This window comes from Nonomuraea sp. B208 (assembly GCF_057536035.1).
Genome location: NZ_BAAJOU010000010.1, coordinates 734,202 through 757,276, shown reverse-complemented (window position 1 = coordinate 757,276; position 23,075 = coordinate 734,202). Strand labels below are relative to the sequence as shown.

The window sequence follows — 23,075 nt, the reverse complement described above, 5'->3', positions numbered from 1 at the left end:
CGGGCGCTCTCCCGTCAGCTCCCGGGCGCGTCGCCGCGCCGCGCAGGAGCCATCGTGTCTCAGTTGTCCGCCGGCGCCTCCGTGACGGAGTCGCCGACGCCAAGTCCTGTCAGCGGTCGTGCCCGGCGCATGCTGGGCGCGTCCTCAACCGCCGACGTGCTCACCCGCCGGTCCCGCCTCGCCGCCGCGCGTCGTGTCGCGGTCCAGGCCGAGCGGGTCGGCAAGCGCACCGGTGCTGGCGTCGAGCGGCCCCTGCGCCAGCCTGGTCACCTCGGGGGGAACCGGCGGCGCGAAGTCGGCCACAAGGCGCAGCCCTGTGAGCACATCGTCGGGTCGAACTGCAGGCGTCATGTGCCGAACAACCATGCGCAGTATGACACACGGCTCTCTCTGCACCTGAGCTGCGGTTCTTTCTGTTCCCTCGGAAACCGTCAGCCCCAGGACGGCGCCGCGCGCGTCGAAGCGGCGGGGTCCCTTCTTGGTGAGGCGTTCGACCTCCACGGTGCCCTCCGCGAGAAACTTCTCCACCGCCACCTCGGCGAGCTCGCGATCGGCACCGGGCAGGCGCACCTCCCAGTCGGAGACCTCCAAGCGGTCGGCCAGCCCACCCTGACCCGCCTCCACGACGTCGAGCACATCGAGCCCCGGCGGCAGCGATCCGTCCAGACTGGACCTGACCTGCTCGGGGTCACACGGCGTGGTTACGCCGATCTCGAGGTATTCGGCTTCGCTGGCGACGCCGGTCGGCGCCGCGCCCGCGTAGGAGATCTTGGGGTGGGGCGAGAAACCCGCGCTGTAGGCCACCGGAATGCCGGCACGGCGAACCGCCCTCTCGACGGCCCGCGAGATGTCGCGGTGGCTGGTGAAGCGCAGGCGGCCGCGCTTGGCGTAACGCACACGCAGGCGCTGCACCGTGGGCGCGGGCGGAGGCCCTTCGGGAACAGGTTTCAGAGTCTGTCGTCCTTCCCTTGTAAGAGTTCCTTCATTCAGGATAAGCCGCCCCGGTGAATGGACGTGTACAACGAGGCACGGCTCGCCCACTGAGCGCGCTAGACCACGGTGAGCGGAAGGAGCTTCCGTCCCGTCGGCCCGATCTGGATCTCGGTGCCCATGGTGGGGCAGACGCCGCAGTCGTAGCACGGCGTCCACCGGCAGTCCTCGACCTCGCCTCCGGAGACCGCCTCCTGCCAGTCCTGCCACAGCCATTCGCGGTCGAGCCCCGCGTCGAGGTGGTCCCACGGCAGGACCTCGTTCTCCTCCCGCTCGCGGGTGGTGTACCAGTCGACGTCGATGCCGGCCTTGTCCGCCGCGGCCATCCAGCGCTCGTAGGAGAAGTGCTCGCTCCAGCCGTCGAACCGCCCACCGTCCTCCCAGACGGCCCGGATGACCGCGCCGATCCGGCGGTCGCCGCGCGACAGCAGGCCCTCCACGATCGAGGGTTTGCCGTCGTGGTAGCGGAAGCCGATGGCCCGGCCGTATTCCTTGTCGCCGCGCAGCGAGTCGCGCAGTGCCTTGAGCCGCCGGTCGACGGTCTCGTGGTCGGCCTGCCCGGCCCACTGGAACGGCGTGTGCGGCTTGGGCACGAACCCGCCGATGGAGACCGTGCAGCGGATGTCTCTGCTGCCGGTGGCCTCGCGGCCGGCCTTGATGACCTTCTTGGCCAGGTCGGCGATGCCGAGCACGTCCTCGTCCTGCTCGGTGGGCAGGCCGCACATGAAGTAGAGCTTCACCTGCCGCCACCCCTGCGAGTAGGCGGTGGTGACGGTGCGGATGAGGTCGTCCTCGCTGACCATCTTGTTGATCACCTTGCGCATCCGCTCCGAGCCGCCCTCGGGGGCGAACGTCAGACCGGAGCGCCGGCCGTTCCTGGAGAACTCGTTGGCCAGGTCGATGTTGAACGCGTCGACCCGCGTCGAGGGCAGCGACAGCGAGGTGTTGGTGCCCTCGTAGCGGTCGGCCAGGCCCTTGGCGACCTCGGCGATCTCGGAGTGGTCGGCCGACGAGAGCGACAGCAGGCCGACCTCGTTGAAGCCGGACTCCTTGATGCCGTTGTCGACCATCGCCCCGATCGTGGTGATGGACCGCTCGCGCACGGGACGGGTGATCATGCCCGCCTGGCAGAACCGGCAGCCGCGGGTGCAGCCGCGGAAGATCTCCACGCTGAACCGCTCATGCACGGTCTCGGCCAGCGGGACCAGAGGCTTCTTCGGATAGGGCCACTCGTCGAGGTCCATCACGGTGTGCTTGTGGACCCGCCAGGGCACGTCGGGCCGGTTGGGCGCGACCCGCTTGATGCGCCCGTCCGGGTGGTAGTCGACGTCGTAGAACTTGGGCACGTAGACGCCGCCGGACTCGGCCAGCCGCATCAGCAGCTCGTCACGGCCGCCGGGTCTGCCCTCGCCCTTCCACTCGCGCACGACCTCGCTGATGGCGATGGAGATCTGCTCGCCGTCGCCCAGCACGGCCGCGTCGACGAAGGCCGCGATCGGCTCGGGGTTGAAGGCCGCGTGGCCGCCAGCGATGACGATCGGATCGTCGTCGCCCCGGTCCGCTGCCTCCAGCGGGATGCCGGCCAGGTCGAGCGCGGTCAGCAGGTTGGTGTAGCCGAGCTCGGTCGAGAACGACACGCCGAGCAGGTCGAAGGCGCGCACCGGGCGGTGCGCGTCGACGGTGAACTGCGGCACGCCCTCGGCCCGCATGAGGGCCTCCAGGTCGGGCCAGACGGCATAGGTGCGCTCGGCGAGCGTGCCGGGCAGCTCGTTGAGAATCTCGTAGAGGATCGCCACGCCCTGGTTGGGCAGCCCGACCTCATAGGCGTCCGGGTACATCAGCGCCCATCGCACGTCGGCGGAGTCCCAGTCCTTGACGGTCGAGTTGAGCTCACCTCCGACGTACTGGATGGGCTTCTGCACCTTGGGCAGCAGCGCTTCCAGGCGGTGGAAAATCGACTCGACAGGCATACCGTCAAGGGTAGCGGGGCCTGGGCGGTGGCAAATCCGGCAAGCGCGCTCACGCCCGGTCAGCGCCGCCCCCGGCCGGTCAGAGGAACGACTGACCCCGCACCTTGATGGCCTGCAGCAGCCCGATCGCGATCAGGTTGGCGAACGTGGCCGTGCCGCCGTAGGACACGAACGGCAGCGGCAGGCCGGTGATCGGCATGATGCCGATCGTCATGCCGACGTTGACGAACGTCTGGAAGCCGAACCAGCACACGATCATGCCGGCGACCAGCGTCCCGAACCGGTCCTCGCACTTGCGGGCGATGCGCAGCCCGCGCACCAGCACCACCCCGAGCAGCACCACGACCGCGGCCGACCCGAGGAAGCCGAACTCCTCGCCCGCCACGGTGAAGATGAAGTCGGTGTGCTGCTCGGGCACGAACCGCCCGGTCGTCTGCCCGCCGCCGAGCAGCCCCTTGCCGAGCAGCTGCCCCGATCCGATGGCGATCAGCGACTGCGTCGCGTTGTATCCCACGCCGCGCGGATCGACGCTCGGATCGACGAACGCCGTGAACCGCGCCACCTGGTACGGCTCCAGCAACTGGAAGTAGAACACCGAGAAGATCCCCAGCGCGGCGGTGGCCACCAGCCCCGCGATGACCCGTTTGCGCACGCCCCCGAGGACCAGCCCGGCCGCCGTGATCACCGCCAGCACCATGGCCGTGCCCAGGTCGGGCTGGAGCATCACCAGCCCCATCGCGATCACCGCCGCCAGGATCGCCAGCATCACGTCGAGCCCGCGCGGCCGGTCGGTGCCCTCCGCAGGCTGCGCCAGCAGCATGGCGATGATCAGCAGCAGCCCCACCTTGGCGAACTCCGACGGCTGCACCGCGAAACCGCCGCCGAGCAGGATCCACGAGTGCGAGCCGTTGATCGTCGCCCCCAGCGGCGTGATCACCAGCCCCAGCCCGACCAGCGACACGAAGAACACCAGCGGCGCGTACGCCCGCATCGCCCGGTGATCGACGGTCGCCACCATGGCGCACAGCACCACGCCGATGGCCTCGTTGAGCATGTGCTTCTTCACCAGGCCGGTGGAGCCGGGCGCCCAGGTCCTGGTGCACGACCACACCAGCAGCGTGCCGATCACGCACAGCCCGGCGACCGCCACCAGCATGAGCCCGTCGAGCCTGCGGACCGCGGAGTTCTCCTGCATGAGCCGGCGCAGCAGCGAGGGCCGCTGGACGGCGGCGGTGCGGGCGGTCATCGTGGCGCCACCGTTCCGTCGGGCCGGAAGACCGGCAGTTTGGTGGTGAGCCTGCCCCCGGGCACGGCCGGGGTCCGTTTGATGCCGTAGATGCCCTCGTAGATCTCACGCGCGGCGGGCGCGGCGGTCTGCGCGCCCATGCCGCCCTGGGAGACCATGACGACCACGACGTACTGCGGGTTCTTCGTCGGCGCGAACGAGGCGAACCACGAGGTGTCCTGCTTGCCCCACACCTCCGCGGTGCCGGTCTTGCCGCCCACGCGCACCTTGTCCATCGGGAAACCGGCGAACGCCCCGGCCGCGGTGCCGTCCTGGGCGACCTGGCTGAGCGCGTTCTTGATGTAGTGCCGCTCCTTCTCGCTCAGCGGCAGCTTGCCGACCACCGGCACGGGGATGGTCCTGACCACCTTGCCGTCGGGCCGCACCTGCGCCCAGCCGATGCGCGGGCTGCGCAGCTTCCCGTCGCTGACCAGCGCCATGTAGGCCCGCGCGAGCTGCATCGGCGTCACCAGCACGTCGCCCTGCCCGATGGAGAAGTTGGCCGAGTCGCCGGGCCGCAGCAGGAACCCCTCCGTGCAGTTCTCCAGCGCCAGCCGCTTCAGGAACTCCGCCCGCGCGCGGTCCTTGACCTCCGGATAGCCCTTGCGCGAGCGCTCGCACGTGACCGCGTTGGTCTGGTTCCAGAGGCTCTTCTTCCACGCCCGGTCGGGAATGCGACCCCCGGACTCGCCGGGCAGGTCGACGCCAGTCGGCCGACCGAACCCGAACGCCCTCGCCGTGTTCGCGAAGATCTCCTTCGGCGGCTTCTTCGGATAACGCCCACCGTCCTTGAGGTACTGCTCGTACGCGGCCCGGTAGAAGATCGTGTCGCACGACCTCACCAGCGCCGTGTGCAGGTTCATCGGGCCCAGCCCGATGCCGCGGAAGTTGTTGAAGGCCCGCCCGCCCACGTTGTACGACCCCGAACAGTCGTAGGTGCCGTTCAGCGGATAGCCGGCCCGCAGCATCGACGTCACCGACGAGATCTTGAACGTCGAACCGGGCGCGAACTGCCCGTTGATCGCCCGCGACACCAACGGCTTGCCCGACTTCTCCGACATCAGCCGCTGGTAGCCGCGCGCCGAGATCCCGCCGCCCCAGATCTCCGGGTCGTAGTTGGGCTGGCTGGCCAGCGCCACCACCCTGCCGCTCCGCGCGTCGAGCACCACCGCGGCCCCGCCGTCGGCCTGCGGCGCGGACTTCATGGCCCTTTCGAGTGCCCTCTCGGTCACCGCCTGGATCCGGGAGTCGATGCTGGTCACCAGATGGTCGCCGGGAACGGGCGTGACCTGGTCCTCCACCCCGAGCGCCTTGCCCATCCGGTCGACCTGCACCCGGCGCAGCCCGGCCTTGCCGCGCAGCGCGTCGTCGTAGACGTACTCCAGCCCGTCGCGCCCGGCCAGGTCGACGCCGGAGAAGGCCGCCTTGAGCCCTTCGCGCTTCTCCAGCTCCTCCTCGGTGACCGGCTGCAGGTAGCCCAGCATCTGCGCGCCCGCCCGGCCGCCCGGGTACTGCCGCACGGAGTGGATCTCCGCCGTCACCCCGGGGAACTCCTCCTGGCGCTCCAGGATCTGCAGCGCCTCCCGGGTGTCCACCTTCTCGTCCAGCGGCACCGGCTGGTAGGGCGACCCCGTCCAGCACGGCTTCGGCACCTTCGGCCCGCACGGCGTGATCTTCCGCTGCAGCTCCTGCACCGGCCTGCCGAGCACCTGCGACAGCTTGGTCAGCACCTTCAGCCCGCCGTCTGGCGTCCTGGACAGCAGCGCGCGGTCCACCGACACGACCAGCGCCGTACGGTTGCGCACCAGCGGCCGCCCGGAGGAGTCGAGGATCTGCCCGCGCACGGCCGGCACGATCACCGTGCGCGTCCTGGTCTCCGTCGCCCGCGTCACGAACTCCTGCCCGTGCACCACCTGCACCTGGTAGAGCCGCCCGACCAGCACCACGAGCAGCGTCAGCACCAGCACGTGCAGCACCAGCAGCCGGGTCCGCATCCTGATCATGTCGAGTACCTCGGCTCGCCGCGGGCGGCCAGCCAGATGACGACAGGGGACACGAGCAGCGTGTAGACGATGGTGACGGGCACCTCCCCGGTCAACGTGGCCAACGTCACCCGGGAGTCCCCGATCAGCAGGTTGACGCCCACGGCCAGCAGCGGCGCCAGCAGCACGCACAGCACCACGGTGGTCACCGGGCCGCCCGCCCCCCGCCCGGCCACGTAGCCGACCAGCGCCAGCACGAACGCGTACTGCCCGACCAGATGAGCGCCCGGCGGCGCGATGTCCACCACCAGCCCGGCGAAGAACCCGAGCACCGCCCCCGGCACCGCCCCGCGCGCCAGAGCCGCCCCGACCACGGCCAACAGCACCAGATCAGGCGCTCCCCCGCCAGGCAACGGCAGCCGGTTGACCAGCATGACCTGCACCAGCAGCGCCAGCAGCACGCACAGTCCTCCGATCACCGCGACCCCTCCTCGTGCCCCAGCCCCCTGAACACCACAACCCACCCTCGCCGCGCAGCCCCCCGCACCGCCCCCACCCGCCGGCAGAAGCCGAGCCCCGCACCGCTAGGACCCACCTCCCAGGTGCAGGCACACAAAGCCGCATCCCGCACACAGGGCGCCCGCACCACAACCCGCCCTCGCCGCACAGGCACCCGGACCCGCGCCCCCAGGCCCCGCATCCCGCACACGGACACCCGGCCCCGCGGCCCCGCGCACCGCCCTCCGCTCACAGACGCCCGCATCACCGTGACCCCCCTCGGCGCGTAGGCGTCCGCGTCACCGCGCCCCCCTCCTTGGCGGGCAGCACCGCGTCACGCGGGTCCCTCTTCGGCGCCTCGACCACCACACCCACCGCGTCCAGCGCCGTCAGATCCGCGAACGGCCGCGCATAGGCGATGCGCGTCAACTCTCCAGGCGTGGACTCGACCCGCTCGATCACCCCGACCGGCACCCCCGGCACGTACGGCCGCCCGTTCTGCGACCCGAAACTGACGATCCGCCCGCCCCGCACCAGCGGCGCGGTGGAGTCGAGCAGCCGGAACTGCACGAGCCTGCCGTACTCGCCCACCCCGTGGACGACCCCGATCTCCTTGCCGCCCTCCAGCCGCGCGCCCGCCGCCGAGGCCGGATCGCTGATCAGCAGCACCGTCGAGCTGGTGGTGGAGGCGTGGATGACCCGCCCCACCAGCCCGTCGCCGTTGAGCACGGTCATCTCCGGCTGCACCCCGTCGGCGCTGCCGATGTCGATCTGCACGGTGTCCTCGAACCCCGGCTGACCTCGCCGCGCGACCACATTGCCTGTGACGATCTTGTATCCGCCGGCTCCCGCCAGCCCCAGCAGCTTCTTCAGCTCGCTGGAGCGGGCGGCGTCGAGCTTGTCGGACAGCATCCCGGTCCGCAGCCGGGCGTTCTCCTCCGTCAGCGCCTTGATGCGCTCCTGCGCCGCCGGCGCGGTGAACACGGCCTGCACGAACGTGGTGACCGGCCGCACCACCCCGCCGCCGAGCTGCTCGGCCGACCCGAAGACCCAGGCCCCGACGGCGCGGAGCGGACGCAGCGGCGAGCTCTCGCCGGTGCGATGATCGACGGTCAGGATGACCAGCGCCGCCGTCAGCAGCACTCCGAGGATCAGCCGGCCCCGGCGCGAGTCCCTCATCAGTGCCGTGACTCCGGCACCAGGACCTCCTGCAGCGCCTCGAAGTCCTCGGCGCACTTGCCGGAGCCGATGGCCACCGAGTCGAGGGCGTTCTCGACGAGGTGGACCGGCATGCCCGTCTCGGCCTTGACCCGCTCGTCGAGGCCCCTGAGCAGAGCGCCGCCGCCGGTGAGCGCGATGCCGCGGTCCATGATGTCGCCGGACAGCTCGGGCGGGCACTTGTCGAGCGTGGTCTTGACCGCGTCGACGATCGCGTTGACCGGCTCCTCGATCGCCTTCCTGATCTCCTCGCCGGAGACGATGATCGTCTTCGGCAGCCCGCTGACGAGGTCGCGCCCGCGGATCTCCGCGTGCAGATCCTCGCCGTGGGGGCAGGCCGAGCCGATCGCCATCTTGATCTCCTCGGCGGTGCGCTCGCCGAGCATGAGCGAGAACTCCTTCTTGGCGAACGCGATGACCGCCTGGTCGAGCTCGTCGCCGCCGATGCGGATCGACTGACTGGTGACGAGGCCGCCCATCGAGATGATCGCCACCTCGGTGGTGCCCCCGCCGATGTCGACGACCATGTTGCCGGTGGGCTCGTGAACCGGCAGTCCGGCGCCGATCGCGGCCGCCATGGGCTCCTCGACGATGTAGACCTTGCGTGCGCCGGCCTGGTAGCCGGCCTCTTTCACCGCGCGCTGCTCGACGCTGGTGATGCCGCTCGGCACGGCGATGATGATGCGCGGCTTGGCGAAGTGGCGCCGTTTGTGCACCCTCTGAATGAAATAGCGCAACATGCGCTCGGTGACGTCGAAGTCGGCGATCACGCCGTCCTTCAGCGGCCGGACGGCCACGATGTTTCCAGGCGTACGGCCGATCATGCGCTTGGCCTCGATGCCGACCGCCACGATCTTGCCCGTGGTGGTGTTGATCGCGACGACGGACGGCTCGTTGAGCACGATGCCGCGGCCACGGACATAGACCAGTGTGTTGGCGGTTCCGAGGTCGACCGCCATGTCACGGCCGAGGAACGCGAGCTTGCTGCCCATGGGGAACGGAGCCCTCCGTAACGTCGTTCGCGAATGACTACGGATCGAATTCGAATCGTAACGTGACGTACCCACCGCTGAGTGCAACGAGCCGTCGCGCTCCTCAAAAATCTCCAGCCCCAAGCTCAACCGCAATTTTGCCCAGACTGTCGCATAACGCCCGAACGTCCGCTGGACCGTTCCAAAAGCCCCCACATGGCATCCCGCAACTCTCGCGGCACACGCTACGCGAGACCACCGACGAAAACACGCGCGCCCGCACAGCGTGCAGTGCTGTGCGGGCGCGGTAGTCGCCACCGCCCCTCGGAAAGGGACGGTCAGGGCGAGGTAACTAGAAGCGGTCGGGGAAGAAGATCTTGATCTCCCGGGCGGCGGACTCGGGCGAGTCGGAGCCGTGGACGACGTTCTCGCCGATCTCCAGGGCGTGGTCGCCGCGGATCGTGCCGGGGGCGGACTTCACCGGGTCGGTGGCGCCGGCCAGCGCGCGGAAGGCCTCGACGGCGCGGGGGCCCTCCAGCACCAGGGCGACGAGCGGCCCCGACGTGATGAACTCGACGAGCTCACCGAAGAACGGCCGCTCGGAGTGCTCGGCGTAGTGCGCCTTGGCGGTGTCGGCGTCGAGGGTGCGCAGGTCCATCGCCACGACCTTGAGGCCCTTGCGCTCCACACGGGCGATCACGTCACCGATGAGGCCACGCTTCACCCCGTCGGGCTTGATCAGGACAAGAGTGCGCTCGGACACTTGAAGTTCTCCTTCGAACAGAATGGGGTCGCGGCTACCGGCGCCCCGGCCTCATCGCGAGGACGCCTCGGCCGGGCACGGGCCCGGACGTCGCCGTAGCCGGGCCTCAGCTTACCGTCCCGGGCCCGCACCCTCGTTTCGTCCGGCGATCCCGCCCTGGCCCTCCGAGCCGTTGTGAAGACCGGACGGGGCCGCCTAGGGGGCACGGTCGTCTTCAGGTGACTTCGCCTGAGGCGGAACAGCGGGCACCTGCCCCTCCTCGGCCTCAGCGACCGCAGGCCCGTCCGGCACGGACCGGCCACCTTCAGTCCCGCCCGGACCCCGCTCCTCGCCCCGGCCAGAATCGTCCGCGGCGGCGAAGGCATCTCCCCACTTCCGCCGCTCGCCGGCGCAGTCAACGGCCTCGCTCCCCGCACCCGGATCACCCTGCGGTGCCGTTACGAGCAGGACATCCTCGAAGGCCCGTTTGCCTCCTTCGTCGCCCTCGGACCGCCGCGCCAGCACCGCCGCCAGCACGATGATCGCCACCAGCAGGAACCCACCGATGAGCGCCCACCAGTGCAACGCCCCCACGAACTTGTCGACCAGCTCCTGCGCCGACCGGACCCCGTCCAGCAGCGCCATCTGCACCCCGGTCCCCAGCAGGAACCCGGCCAGCACCCCGGCCACGCACAACGACAGCCCGAACGCCGCCGCCCCGATCCCGACCTCCTGCAACGTCGCCGTCAGGGCCACCGCCGCTCCCACCGCCAGCAACGTGAACGGCACCGCCAGCACCATCCCGTCGGCCGACGGCACCACCAGCCGGACCGAGCACAACCCCACCACCATGGACAGCAGCCCCAGCGGCGCCAGCCACCTCCCGGCACCCACCGCGAACAGCCGCACGGCCACCGCCGCGCCGATCGCCAGCACCCCCGCGACGACGTACGGGATCCACAGCCCGCGCAACCCGGGCCCGCCGAGCCCGCCCATCTCCACCAGCGTCACCTGAGCCGCACTCGGCAGCAGCACCACCCCGACGGCCACCAGCACGTACGCCGCCCTGCGGCTCTCCACAGGACCGATCGACGCCAGCGCCAGCAGCCCGAACACGGCCGTGGCCGCCAGCAGCACCACCGGAGGCGCCCGCCAGCCCGCCGAGGCCGTGCTGATCGCCACCACGGCGATCCCGAGCGCCAGAACGACGCACAGCAGCAGCCGGCCGCGCTCGCCCACCGCGAAAACGGGAGCCTCGGGCCGGCCGAGCAACATCCAGGCCAGCAGGTACGCCGCCGCCAACCCCAGCGCGACCCCCGTCACCAGCGGGTACGGTTGCAACGTCACCTTCCAGCTGCTGACCGCGTCCAGCGGCCACAGCGCCAGCGCCTGCGCCGTGAGCAGACTCAGGCTGAACGTCCCTGCCCACAGACCGCGAAGCACCGGCGTACGCGTCCAGACCGCGACCAGCGTGGCGGGCACGAGCAGGCCGCACCCGACGCCGCGCAACACGCGTACGACGCCGACGAGAAGCTCGCCGGCCGCGTAGCCGCCCGCCGCGTCGGACAGCGCCACCAGCGCCAGCCCGGCGAGCATGAGATGCGCGGCAGGAACCCGCCGCAGCGCCACCGCCGCGAGCGGCACGGCCAGCATGAGCACGGGCAGGGCGAGCCCGTGCGTACGCATGAGCCCGACCTGGTCGATGTCGGCGGGCAGCAGCCTCGCGACGACGGAGAGCGTGTTGGGGATCGTGGTGATCGCCAGCGGCAGCGCGCAGACGACCAGCAGCCCGAGCAGAGTGTCGAGCAACCAGCTGTTTCCGGGCGCAACCGTACGGAGCGACCGCTGGATCGGGGGGACGGCCATGTAGGCCGACTTTAGCGGGTAGTAGCGCCCTCGACACGGCGAGCGACCATAATCGCGGTGATCCACAGCGCCGCGAAGATCGCCCCAAGGAAGAACATGGACGTCACCAGGAACCCGCTCGCGATCGCCAGCACCTGGACGACGCTGCCCAGCAGGTAGCCGACCGGCTTCTTGAGCAGGCCGGCGGCGACCACGCACAGCACGGCCAGCCCGATCCCGACGGTCACCGCCAGCGCGGGCTCGACCTTGCCGATGACGATCGCGACGGGCGTGATCAGCCCGGCGACGATCGCCTCCATCCCGAGCACGCTGGCGCCTAGCCTACGCATGCCCGGCGTCACCTGAAAGCTCATCTCGAACCCCCCTTCATCCTCATCAACCGGGCCGGTACGCCCGGCGGGCCCGACGCGTCGCATCCGGTCATCAGACGCCGTCCGCCTTCAGCAGCCGCCGCGCGTCCCCCGCCGTGACGACCGACCCCGTGATCAGCACGCCGGTGCCGCTGAACTCACCCTCGGCGTCGGCGATGCCGATGCCCTTGTCGATCGCGTCGTCCAGCCGGTCCTCCACGTGTACCCGCTCCTCGCCGAAGATCGGCTCGGCCAGCGCCGCCAGCTCGTCCGCCGTCAACGACCTGGGCGAGGAGTTACGCGTGACGATGATCTCGTCCACGATCGGCTCAAGCAGCTCCAGCAGGCCCTCGACGTCCTTGTCGCGCATGACCGCGACCACGCCGATGACCTTCGCGAAGTCGAACGCCTCGTGCAGCCCCTCCAGCGTCGCCTGCATGCCGCCGGGGTTGTGGGCGGCGTCGATGACGACCGTCGGAGTACGGCGTACGACCTCCATGCGCCCCGGCGAGGATGCCTGCGCGAAGGCCTGGCGTACGAGGTCGGCGTCGAGCGGGTCGTCGCCGCCCGTCAGCGCCTCGACGGCGGCCAGGGCGCAAGCCGCGTTGCCCGCCTGGTGAGCACCGTACAGCGGCAGGTAGACCTCGTCGTAGACGCCCTTGAGGCCGCGCAGGGTGAGCAGCTGCCCGCCGATGGCGACCTCGCGGCTCATCACCCCGAACTCCAGCCCTTCGCGCGCCACGACCGCGCCCACCTCGGCCGAGCGTCGCATCAGCACTTCTGCCGCGGCCAGTTCCTGCTGGGCCAGGATCGCGGTGGCGCCGGGCTTGATGATGCCCGCCTTCTCCCCGGCGATGCTGGGGATGTCGGGCCCGAGCCGGTCGGTGTGATCGAGGGAGATAGGAGTGATCACACACACGGTGCCGTCGGCGACATTGGTGGCGTCCCACGATCCGCCCATCCCGGTCTCGATGACCGCCACGTCCACGGGCGTGTCGGCGAACGCCGCGAACGCCATGGCCGTCAGCAGTTCGAAGAACTGGATGCGCCGGCCCTGGGTGTCGGCGAGCTCGACGTACGGGATGATCTCCTCGTAGACCTGCGCGAAGCGTTCCTCGCTGAGCGGCTCACCGTCGACGGTGATGCGCTCGCGCATGGACACCAGGTGAGGGCTGGTGAACCGCCCCACCCGCAGGTTGCGCTCCTTGAGCAGCGCCTCGGTCAGCCGCGCGGTGCTCGTCTTGCCGTTGGTGCCGGCGATGTGTATGACCGGGTACGCCCGCTGCGGTGAGCCGAGCAGGTCCAGCAGGGCCGCGATCCTGTCCAGCGTCGGCTCGAAGTCCCACTCGACGCCGCGCTCCAAGATCGCGCGTTCGACGGCACGATAATCCACACCTCAACCCTACTGACTGCTCGCACCGCTCCCAGCCACGCCCCACTCCCTGGGGCACCGCACAAATGCAGAAGGGCCCCGACTCAGTCGGGGCCCTCCATAAAGATTGTCCGGCGGTGACCTACTCTCCCACACCCTCCCGAGTGCAGTACCATCGGCGCAGAGAAGCTTAACTTCCGGGTTCGGAATGTAACCGGGTGTTTCCTTCCCGCCATAACCGCCGTAACCCTCCGAAACAAACAAACACAGCCGTGTTTGCAGTCTCAGAATTGCCTAGTGGACGCGAGCAAAAACTAGAAAATAAGTATGCTTTGAGGTCAAGTCCTCGGCCTATTAGTACCGGTCAGCTCCACACGTTACCGCGCTTCCACCTCCGGCCTATCAACCCGGTCGTCTACCGGGAGCCTTACCCCCTCACAGGGTGGGAGACCTCATCTCAAGGCGAGCTTCCCGCTTAGATGCTTTCAGCGGTTATCCCTTCCGAACGTAGCCAACCAGCCGTGCACCTGGCGATACAACTGGCACACCAGAGGTTCGTCCGTCCCGGTCCTCTCGTACTAGGGACAGCCCCTTTCAAGTCTCCTGCGCGCGCAGCGGATAGGGACCGAACTGTCTCGCGACGTTCTAAACCCAGCTCGCGTACCGCTTTAATGGGCGAACAGCCCAACCCTTGGGACCTACTCCAGCCCCAGGATGCGACGAGCCGACATCGAGGTGCCAAACCATCCCGTCGATATGGACTCTTGGGGAAGATCAGCCTGTTATCCCCGGGGTACCTTTTAGCCGTTGAGCGACACCGCTTCCACACGCCGATGCCGGATCACTAGTCCCAGCTTTCGCTCCTGCTCGACCCGTCAGTCTCACAGTCAAGCTCCCTTGTGCACTTACACTCAACACCTGATTGCCAACCAGGCTGAGGGAACCTTTGGGCGCCTCCGTTACCCTTTAGGAGGCAACCGCCCCAGTTAAACTACCCACCAGACACTGTCCCCGATCCGGATCACGGACCAGAGTTAGACGTTCAAAACGACCAGAGTGGTATTTCACCAATGACTCCACCCGAACTAGCGTCCGAGCTTCCCAGTCTCCCACCTATCCTACACAAGACGCTCCAAACGCCAATGTCAAGCTGTAGTGAAGGTCCCGGGGTCTTTCCGTCCTGCTGCGCGAAACGAGCATCTTTACTCGTAGTGCAATTTCGCCGGGTCTGTGGTTGAGACAGCGGGGAAGTCGTTACGCCATTCGTGCAGGTCGGAACTTACCCGACAAGGAATTTCGCTACCTTAGGATGGTTATAGTTACCACCGCCGTTTACCGGCGCTTAAGTTCTCACCTTCGCCCAACCGAAGTCGGACTAAGCGGTCCCCTTAACGTTCCGGCACCGGGCAGGCGTCAGTCCGTATACATCGTCTTACGACTTCGCACGGACCTGTGTTTTTAGTAAACAGTCGCTTCCCCCTGGCCACTGCGACCCCCACCAGCTCCGAGTGCAAGACTCATCACCAGCAGAGGTCCCCCTTCTCCCGAAGTTACGGGGGCAATTTGCCGAGTTCCTTAACCACAGTTCACCCGATCGCCTTAGTATTCTCTACCTGACCACCTGAGTCGGTTTAGGGTACGGGCCGCCACAACACTCACTAGAGGCTTTTCTCGGCAGCATAGGATCATCCACTTCACCACAATCGGCTCGGCATCACATCTCACCCTGCATGTGTTGCGGATTTGCCTACAACACGGGCTACATGCTTACCCCAGGACAACCATCGCCTGGGCTGGACTACCTTCCTGCGTCACCCCATCGCTTACCTACTACCCGATCGGACCGAGCGTTCAGCCTGACACCCGCCCCGAAGGGCCGGCCGACTTAAGGACTCTTAGCATCACGAGGTTCAGTATGGGCGCATTGAAGCGGGTACGGGAATATCAACCCGTTGTCCATCGACTACGCCTGTCGGCCTCGCCTTAGGTCCCGACTTACCCTGGGCGGATTAGCCTGCCCCAGGAACCCTTGGTCATCCGGCGCGAGGGTTTCTCACCCTCGATTCGCTACTCATGCCTGCATTCTCACTCGCACAGCCTCCACGACTAGATCACTCTGCCGCTTCACCGGCTGCACGACGCTCCCCTACCCACCAACAAGCACAAAGTACTCGTCAGTGCCACGACTTCGGCGGTGTGCTTGAGCCCCGCTACATTGTCGGCGCAGAATCACTTGACCAGTGAGCTATTACGCACTCTTTCAAGGGTGGCTGCTTCTAAGCCAACCTCCTGGTTGTCTCTGCGACTCCACATCCTTTCCCACTTAGCACACGCTTAGGGGCCTTAGTCGGTGATCTGGGCTGTTTCCCTCTCGACTACGAACCTTATCGCCCGCAGTCTCACTGCCACGCTCTCACTTACCGGCATTCGGAGTTTGGCTGACGTCAGTAACCTTGTCGGGCCCATCGGCCATCCAGTGCTCTACCTCCGGCAAGAAACACGCGACGCTGCACCTAAATGCATTTCGGGGAGAACCAGCTATCACGGAGTTTGATTGGCCTTTCACCCCTACACACAGATCATCCCCCAGGTTTTCAACCCTGGTGGGTTCGGTCCTCCACCCAGTCTTACCTGAGCTTCAACCTGCCCATGCGTAGATCACTCCGCTTCGGGTCTACAGCATGCGACTCAAACGCCCTCTTCAGACTCGCTTTCGCTACGGCTCCCCCACACGGGTTAACCTCGCCACACACCATAACTCGCAGGCTCATTCTTCAAAAGGCACGCAGTCACATCACAGCCGATCCGAAGACCAGCTAAGCTCCTACGGCTTGTAGGCACACGGTTTCAGGTACTATTTCACGACCCCTCACCGGGGCACTTTTCACCTTTCCCTCACGGTACTCGTGCACTATCGGTCATCAGGGAGTATTTAGGCTTACCAGGTGGTCCTGGCAGATTCACACAGGATTTCTCGGGCCCCGTGCTACTTGGGATCCCCTCCAGAAGCCTTCAAGGTTTCGTCTACCCGGCTCTCACGGTCTACGGCAGCCCTTCCCAGAGCTTTCAACTACCCCAAAGGTTTATAACTTCTCGAAGCGGCGGCAGCCACTTCAGGAAGGTCCCACGACCCCGGACATGCAACGCCTGCCGGCTATCACACACGCCCGGTTTAGCCTCATCCGCTTTCGCTCACCACTACTCACGGAATCACTCTTGTTTTCTCTTCCTACGGGTACTGAGATGTTTCACTTCCCCGCGTTACCACCAACCGCCCTATACATTCAGGCGGAGGCAACACCACATGACTGGTGCTAGGTTTCCCCATTCGGACATCCCCGGATCAACGTCTGGTTGGCGACTCCCCGAGGCTTAACGCAGCCTCCCACGTCCTTCATCGGCTCCTGATGCCAAGGCATCCACCGTGTGCCCTTAAAAACTTGGCCACAAAGATGCTCGCGTCCACTATGCAAATCTCAAACAACAAACAGCAACCACATCCACACCAGAGAATCCTCTGACGCTTCAGTGGCCCTGTGCTCCGAAGAAGACAAGCACAACGTGCCCGTTCCTTCAGGACCCAACAGTGTGTTACAGACCCGGCCCGAACCCCCGGCGACCCCGTTCCCACTCCCTGTCCCTCGCGAGAGGGAATGGGCGGTACTTGCGGCCCGGCGACCCGGTCCGGCTGACTAGCCAGTGCTCCACTAGTGAGCTGTCACCCCACCACACGTTCGGTGGTGACGGGTGAGAGTGCTCCTTAGAAAGGAGGTGATCCAGCCGCACCTTCCGGTACGGCTACCTTGTTACGACTTCGTCCCAATCGCCAGCCCCACCTTCGACCGCTCCCCCCAGCAAGCTGGTTGGGCCACGGGCTTCGGGTGTTGCCGACTTTCGTGACGTGACGGGCGGTGTGTACAAGGCCCGGGAACGTATTCACCGCAGCATTGCTGATCTGCGATTACTAGCGACTCCGACTTCATGGGGTCGAGTTGCAGACCCCAATCCGAACTGAGACCGGCTTTTAGGGATTCGCTCCACCTCACGGTATCGCAACCCTCTGTACCGGCCATTGTAGCATGTTTGCAGCCCAAGACATAAGGGGCATGATGACTTGACGTCATCCCCACCTTCCTCCGAGTTGACCCCGGCAGTCCCCCATGAGTCCCCAACCACCCGAAGGTGTTGCTGGCAACATGGAGCAAGGGTTGCGCTCGTTGCGGGACTTAACCCAACATCTCACGACACGAGCTGACGACAGCCATGCACCACCTGTCACCCAGCCCAAAAGGGAAGCCCCATCTCTGAGGCGGTCCGGGTGATGTCAAACCTTGGTAAGGTTCTTCGCGTTGCGTCGAATTAAGCAACATGCTCCGCCGCTTGTGCGGGCCCCCGTCAATTCCTTTGAGTTTTAGCCTTGCGGCCGTACTCCCCAGGCGGGGCGCTTAATGCGTTAGCTCCGGCACGGAACCCGTGGAAGGGTCCCACACCTAGCGCCCAACGTTTACAGCGTGGACTACCAGGGTATCTAATCCTGTTCGCTCCCCACGCTTTCGCTCCTCAGCGTCAGGTAAGGCCCAGCAAGCCGCCTTCGCCACCGGTGTTCCTCCTGATATCTGCGCATTTCACCGCTACACCAGGAATTCCACTTGCCCCTACCTACCTCTAGCCGGCCCGTATCCACCGCAGACCCGCAGTTAAGCTGCGGGCTTTCACGGCAGACGCGACCAGCCACCTACGAGCTCTTTACGCCCAATAATTCCGGACAACGCTTGCGCCCTACGTATTACCGCGGCTGCTGGCACGTAGTTAGCCGGCGCTTCTTCTGCAGGTACACGTCAACTTCGTCCCTGCTGAAAGAGGTTTACAACCCGAAGGCCGTCATCCCCCACGCGGCGTCGCTGCGTCAGGCTTCCGCCCATTGCGCAATATTCCCCACTGCTGCCTCCCGTAGGAGTCTGGGCCGTGTCTCAGTCCCAGTGTGGCCGGTCGCCCTCTCAGGCCGGCTACCCGTCGTCGCCTTGGTAGGCCACTACCCCACCAACAAGCTGATAGGCCGCGAGCCCATCCCCGACCGAAAAACTTTCCACCACCATCCGATGCCGGAGGCGGTCATATCCGGTATTAGACCCAGTTTCCCGGGCTTATCCCAGAGTCAGGGGCAGGTTGCTCACGTGTTACTCACCCGTTCGCCGCTCGAGTACCCCGAAGGGCCTTTCCGCTCGACTTGCATGTGTTAAGCACGCCGCCAGCGTTCGTCCTGAGCCAGGATCAAACTCTCCAAACAATGTCTGCGTAATACAGCTTGTTCGGATGAATCATCCAAGCAAGAATCCGTCAAAAATGACGGGGTCATACATGTGTGATGCACATGCACTGGCTTTTAACACACTGTTGAGTTCTCAAGAAACGGACGCGTACTTCCTCGCCGGACACTCTCTCAAGTCCCGGCGCCGGAGGCGCACTTCGCTTTCCCTTCAGCTTACCAGATCCGGACGATTCTTGTCAAACCGCCCGTTCCGGGAGCTTCCGGACTTGCCCCTCGTCGAGGCAACCCTCGTAACTTACTCCAACTTTCGCCGCTTGTCCAACCGCCTGGTCGGACCCAGCCCGAAGGTCGGGGTTCGTTGTGAGGAGTGGCAAGGCGCACTCGCCCTACACAGAAAACTCTAGCAGCCCTCACGGGCAGGGAAGGTCGTTCTTCGGTAACGAATAGACCTTCCCTGCGTCCGGAAGGTTCAAACCCCCAGCGCGGCCAGCTGTGCCTCAAGCCGCGCGATGTCGGCCGCGGCCTGCTCGGCGCGGCCCCTGACCTTGGCGACCACGTCGTCGGGCGCCTTGGCCATGAACTGCTCGTTGCCCAGCTTGGCGGCCACCTGCGCGGCCTCCTTGCGCGCGGCGGCGAGATCCTTTTCCAGCCGCTTGCGCTCGGCCACCACGTCGATGGCGCCGGCGGTGTCGAGCTCGACGCTCACCCCGCCCACTTCCAGGCGCGCGGTGGGGTTGAAGGACTCGCCGGGCTCGGTCAGCCGCAGCAGCACCCGCGCGGCCGTCTCCTGCGCCGCAAGCGGCGTGCCGGCCAGCCCCAGGCGGGCCGCGACCTTCTGACCCGGCTTGAGCCCCTGGTCGGAGCGGAACCGGCGGACCTCCGTCACGAGGTCCTGCAGCGCGACGATCTCGGCCTCGGCCTCGGGGTCGGCGTAGCGGGGGTCGGGCACCGGCCACGGAGCCACGACGATCGACTCGCCGCCCGTGACGGCCCGCCACAGCTCCTCCGTGACGAACGGCACCAGCGGGTGCAGCATCCGCAGCAGCGCGTCGAAGACGTTGCCGAGCACCAGCCGCGTGTGGTCGAGCCCCTCACCGAGCTGGATCTTGGCCAGCTCGAGGTACCAGTCACAGACCTCGTCCCACGCGAAGTGGTAGAGCAGGTCGGCCGCCTTGGCGAACTCGAAGTCCTCCAGTGCGGCGTCGGCCGCGCCGATGACGGTCTGCAGCCGTGACAGGATCCACCGGTCGGCCGCGGTCAGGTCTGCGCCGTCGAGCGAGCCGACGGCAGCGCCGTTCATGAGCGCGAACCGGGTGGCGTTCCAGATCTTGTTGCAGAAGTTGCGGGAGCCGGCCGCCCACTCCTCGCTCACCGCGACGTCCGCGCCGGGGTTGGCGCCGCGCAGGAGCGTGAAGCGGGTGGCGTCGGCGCCGAAGCGCCCGACCCAGTCGAGCGGGTCGACGACGTTGCCGAACGACTTGGACATCTTCTTGCCGTACTGGTCGCGGACCATGCCGTGCAGCGCCACGACCCGGAACGGCGGCTCGCCATCCATGGCGTAGAGCCCGAACATCATCATCCGGGCCACCCAGAAGAACAGGATGTCGTAGCCGGTGACGAGCACGGACGTCGGGTAGAAGCGCTCCAGCTCCGGCGTGTGGTCGGGCCAGCCCAGCGTGGAGAACGGCCACAACCCGGAGGAGAACCAGGTGTCGAGGACGTCGGAGTCCTGGGTGTAGCCGGCGGGCGGGTCCTCGTCGGGGCCGACGCAGACGACCTCGCCGTCGGGGCCGTACCAGACCGGGATGCGGTGGCCCCACCAGAGCTGGCGGGAGATGCACCAGTCGTGCATGTCGTCCACCCAGTCGAAGTAGCGCTTGGCCATCTCCGGCGGGTGAATGCGGGTGCGGCCGTCACGGACGGCGTCGCCGGCGGCCTTGGCCAGCGGCGAGACGTTGACGAACCACTGCAGCGACAGCCGCGGCTCGACGACGGTCTTGCAGCGCGAGCAGTGGCCGACCGCGTGCAGGTAGGGGCGCTTCTCGGCGACGATGCGGCCCTCGGCGCGCAGCGCGGCCACGACGGCGGGCCTGGCCTCGAAGCGGTCGAGCCCTTCGAACGGGCCGTGCGCGGTGATGACGCCGCGCTCGTCCATGACGGTGATGGACGGCAGCGAGTGGCGCCGCCCGATCTCGAAGTCGTTGGGGTCGTGAGCCGGGGTGACCTTGACCGCGCCGGTGCCGAAGGCCGGGTCGACGTGCTCGTCGGCGACCACCGGGATCATGCGGCCGGTGAGCGGCAGCTCGACCATGGTGCCGACCAGGTGGGTGTAGCGCTCGTCGCTGGGGTGGACGGCCACGGCGGTGTCGCCGAGCATGGTCTCGGCGCGGGTGGTGGCGACCACGAGGTCGTCGGAGTAGCGGATCGAGACGAGCTCGCCCTCGTCCTCGCTGTGCTCGACCTCGATGTCGGACAGCGCGGTGTGGCAGCGCGGGCACCAGTTGATGATGCGCTCGGCGCGGTAGATGAGGCCGTCGTCGAACAGGCGCTTGAAGATGGTCTGCACGGCCCGCGACAGGCCCGGGTCCATGGTGAAGCGCTCGCGCGACCAGTCGACGCCGTCGCCCAGCTTGCGCATCTGGCCGAGGATCCGGCCGCCGGACTCCTCCTTCCACTGCCAGACCCGCTCGACGAACGCCTCGCGCCCGAGGTCGTGCCGGGACAGGCCCTCCTTGGCCAGCTCGCGCTCCACGACGTTCTGGGTGGCGATGCCGGCGTGGTCCATGCCGGGCACCCACAGCGTCTCGCGGCCCTGCATGCGGGCGCGGCGGGTGAGCGCGTCCTGGATGGAGTGGTCGAGCGCGTGCCCGATGTGCAGGACGCCGGTCACGTTGGGCGGGGGCAGGACGATGCTGTACGGCTCGCGCGAGCTGCCCGGGTCGGCGCCGAAGTAGCCTCGGGATACCCAGCGCTCGTAGCTGCGGGTCTCGACGTCGGCCGGTGTGTATTGAGTAGGCAGCTCTGGCGTTGTCACAGTGACCAATTCTAGGGAGGGCGGCAAGCGGAAAACGCCCCGCTTGCTCGGATGCGGGCTGGAAATGGGTCCGAAGCGCCGAAAGCGCCCGCGTGGCGTGCTGCCACGGGGCGCTCGGGCGTGAACGGTCCGGGTCAGGCAGACTTCTCGCGCGGCGTGCGCTGCTGCTTGACGGCGAGCTGGTCGCGCGGGACGAGCGTCGGGATCGCGTGCTCCAGCACCGACTCGCGGGTGATGACGACGCGGGCGACGTCCTGGCGGGAGGGCACTTCGTACATGACGGACTGGAGCACCTCCTCCAGGATGGCGCGCAGGCCGCGGGCGCCGGTGCCGCGCAGGATCGCCTGGTCGGCGATGGCCTCCAGGGCGCCGTCGGTGAACTCCAGCTCCACGCCGTCGAGCTCCAGGAGCTTGCGGTATTGCTTCACCAGCGCGTTGCGCGGCTCGGTGAGGATCTGGATGAGCGCCTCGCGGTCGAGGTTGTGGACCGAGGTGATGACCGGCAGCCGGCCGACGAACTCGGGGATCATGCCGAACTTCAGCAGGTCCTCAGGCATGACGTCGGAGAAGATGTCGGCGGTGTCGATCTCTTCCTTGGACCGGATGATCGCGTTGAAGCCGATGCCCTTCTTGCCGATGCGCGACTCGATGATCTTCTCGAGGCCTGCGAACGCGCCGCCGCAGATGAACAGCACGTTGGTGGTGTCGATCTGGATGAACTCCTGGTGCGGGTGCTTGCGGCCGCCCTGCGGAGGCACCGATGCCGTGGTGCCCTCCAGTATCTTGAGCAGCGCCTGCTGCACACCCTCGCCGGAGACGTCGCGCGTGATCGACGGGTTTTCGCTCTTGCGGGCGATCTTGTCGACCTCGTCGATGTAGATGATGCCGGTCTCGGCCTTCTTGACGTCGTAGTCGGCGGCCTGGATCAGCTTGAGCAGGATGTTCTCGACGTCCTCGCCGACGTAGCCGGCCTCGGTGAGGGCCGTGGCGTCGGCGATGGCGAAGGGCACGTTGAGCATCTTCGCCAGGGTCTGCGCCAGCAGCGTCTTGCCCGAGCCGGTGGGCCCGAGCAACAAGATGTTGCTCTTGGCCAGCTCCAGGCCGTCGTCTCTGCCCCGGTCGCCCGACTGCACCCGCTTGTAGTGGTTGTAGACCGCCACCGAGAGCGCCTTCTTCGCCTTGTCCTGACCGATGACGTAGGCGTCGAGGAACTCGTAGATCTCCCTCGGCTTGGGCAGGTTGTCCCACTTGAGCTCGGAGGACTCCGAGAGCTCCTCCTCGATGATCTCGTTGCAGAGATCGATGCACTCATCGCAGATGTAGACGCCTGGACCGGCAATGAGCTTCTTGACTTGCTTCTGGCTCTTCCCGCAGAAAGAGCACTTCAGCAGGTCTCCCCCGTCGCCGATGCGTGCCACCCCAGATACTCCTTTGCGTGGGACCGCCCTGCTCTCGCGAGAGCAGTGTCTCCGGACATCCTCCGGACTTGGCCGAACCGCTCAGGTTTCGACGTTACCGTCTTCTGGGC

The 23,075-nt window shown here is 67.1% G+C and carries 13 protein-coding genes and 3 rRNA genes; all 16 read right to left on the bottom strand.

Annotation, left to right across the window (positions count from 1 at the left end; all coding sequences use genetic code 11):
* Positions 1 to 144: 144 nt before the first annotated feature.
* On the bottom strand, positions 145 to 912 hold the full coding sequence (locus tag AC27IY_RS08830) for a TIGR03936 family radical SAM-associated protein (protein WP_344218630.1): 768 nt from the start codon (positions 910 to 912) through the stop codon (positions 145 to 147).
* Positions 913 to 1,049: 137 nt separating this feature from the next.
* Positions 1,050 to 2,960 (bottom strand): TIGR03960 family B12-binding radical SAM protein, encoded by a 1,911-nt coding sequence (locus AC27IY_RS08825; RefSeq protein WP_344218628.1) that lies wholly within the window; start codon positions 2,958 to 2,960, stop codon positions 1,050 to 1,052.
* A 79-nt stretch (positions 2,961 to 3,039) separates the two neighbouring features.
* Positions 3,040 to 4,206, bottom strand: a complete 1,167-nt coding sequence (gene rodA, locus AC27IY_RS08820) for a rod shape-determining protein RodA (protein ID WP_329592039.1) — start codon at positions 4,204 to 4,206, stop codon at positions 3,040 to 3,042.
* Positions 4,203 to 6,248, bottom strand: a complete 2,046-nt coding sequence (gene mrdA, locus AC27IY_RS08815; RefSeq protein WP_364463544.1) for a penicillin-binding protein 2 — start codon at positions 6,246 to 6,248, stop codon at positions 4,203 to 4,205. The genes rodA and mrdA overlap by 4 nt, the downstream gene beginning before the upstream one ends.
* Positions 6,245 to 6,706: a rod shape-determining protein MreD gene (gene mreD / locus AC27IY_RS08810; RefSeq protein ID WP_344218624.1), complete on the bottom strand. Its 462-nt coding sequence runs from the start codon at positions 6,704 to 6,706 to the stop codon at positions 6,245 to 6,247. Before mreD ends, mrdA begins: the two co-directional genes overlap by 4 nt.
* 283 nt (positions 6,707 to 6,989) lie before the next feature.
* Positions 6,990 to 7,904 (bottom strand): rod shape-determining protein MreC, encoded by a 915-nt coding sequence (mreC, locus tag AC27IY_RS08805; RefSeq protein ID WP_423478060.1) that lies wholly within the window; start codon positions 7,902 to 7,904, stop codon positions 6,990 to 6,992.
* Entirely contained in the window at positions 7,904 to 8,935 is a 1,032-nt protein-coding gene (locus AC27IY_RS08800) for a rod shape-determining protein (protein ID WP_344218620.1), read from the bottom strand. Before AC27IY_RS08800 ends, mreC begins: the two co-directional genes overlap by 1 nt.
* 331 nt (positions 8,936 to 9,266) lie before the next feature.
* Positions 9,267 to 9,677, bottom strand: coding sequence for a nucleoside-diphosphate kinase (ndk, locus tag AC27IY_RS08795; protein WP_090773482.1), 411 nt, complete (start codon positions 9,675 to 9,677; stop codon positions 9,267 to 9,269).
* 195 nt (positions 9,678 to 9,872) lie between these two features.
* Positions 9,873 to 11,522 carry a hypothetical protein gene (locus AC27IY_RS08790; RefSeq protein WP_487177629.1) on the bottom strand — a complete coding sequence of 550 codons (1,650 nt, stop codon included), beginning with the start codon at positions 11,520 to 11,522 and terminating at the stop codon, positions 9,873 to 9,875.
* A gap of 11 nt (positions 11,523 to 11,533) precedes the next feature.
* On the bottom strand, positions 11,534 to 11,851 hold the full coding sequence (locus tag AC27IY_RS08785; RefSeq protein WP_487177628.1) for a DUF4233 domain-containing protein: 318 nt from the start codon (positions 11,849 to 11,851) through the stop codon (positions 11,534 to 11,536).
* Between the two features lie 94 nt (positions 11,852 to 11,945).
* On the bottom strand, positions 11,946 to 13,265 hold the full coding sequence (locus AC27IY_RS08780) for a bifunctional folylpolyglutamate synthase/dihydrofolate synthase (RefSeq protein ID WP_344218610.1): 1,320 nt from the start codon (positions 13,263 to 13,265) through the stop codon (positions 11,946 to 11,948).
* Between the two features lie 108 nt (positions 13,266 to 13,373).
* A 5S ribosomal RNA gene (rrf, locus tag AC27IY_RS08775) occupies positions 13,374 to 13,490 on the bottom strand.
* 88 nt (positions 13,491 to 13,578) lie between these two features.
* Positions 13,579 to 16,690 (bottom strand): 23S ribosomal RNA (locus tag AC27IY_RS08770).
* 318 nt (positions 16,691 to 17,008) lie between these two features.
* Positions 17,009 to 18,531, bottom strand: a 16S ribosomal RNA gene (locus AC27IY_RS08765).
* Together the 16S, 23S and 5S rRNA genes form the textbook arrangement of a ribosomal RNA operon.
* A 451-nt stretch (positions 18,532 to 18,982) precedes the next feature.
* Positions 18,983 to 21,556, bottom strand: coding sequence for a valine--tRNA ligase (locus AC27IY_RS08760; protein WP_487177627.1), 2,574 nt, complete (start codon positions 21,554 to 21,556; stop codon positions 18,983 to 18,985).
* 125 nt (positions 21,557 to 21,681) lie between these two features.
* Complete coding sequence (gene clpX / locus AC27IY_RS08755; RefSeq protein WP_091093961.1) at positions 21,682 to 22,965, bottom strand: ATP-dependent Clp protease ATP-binding subunit ClpX; 1,284 nt, start codon at positions 22,963 to 22,965, stop codon at positions 21,682 to 21,684.
* Positions 22,966 to 23,075 lie beyond the last annotated feature (110 nt).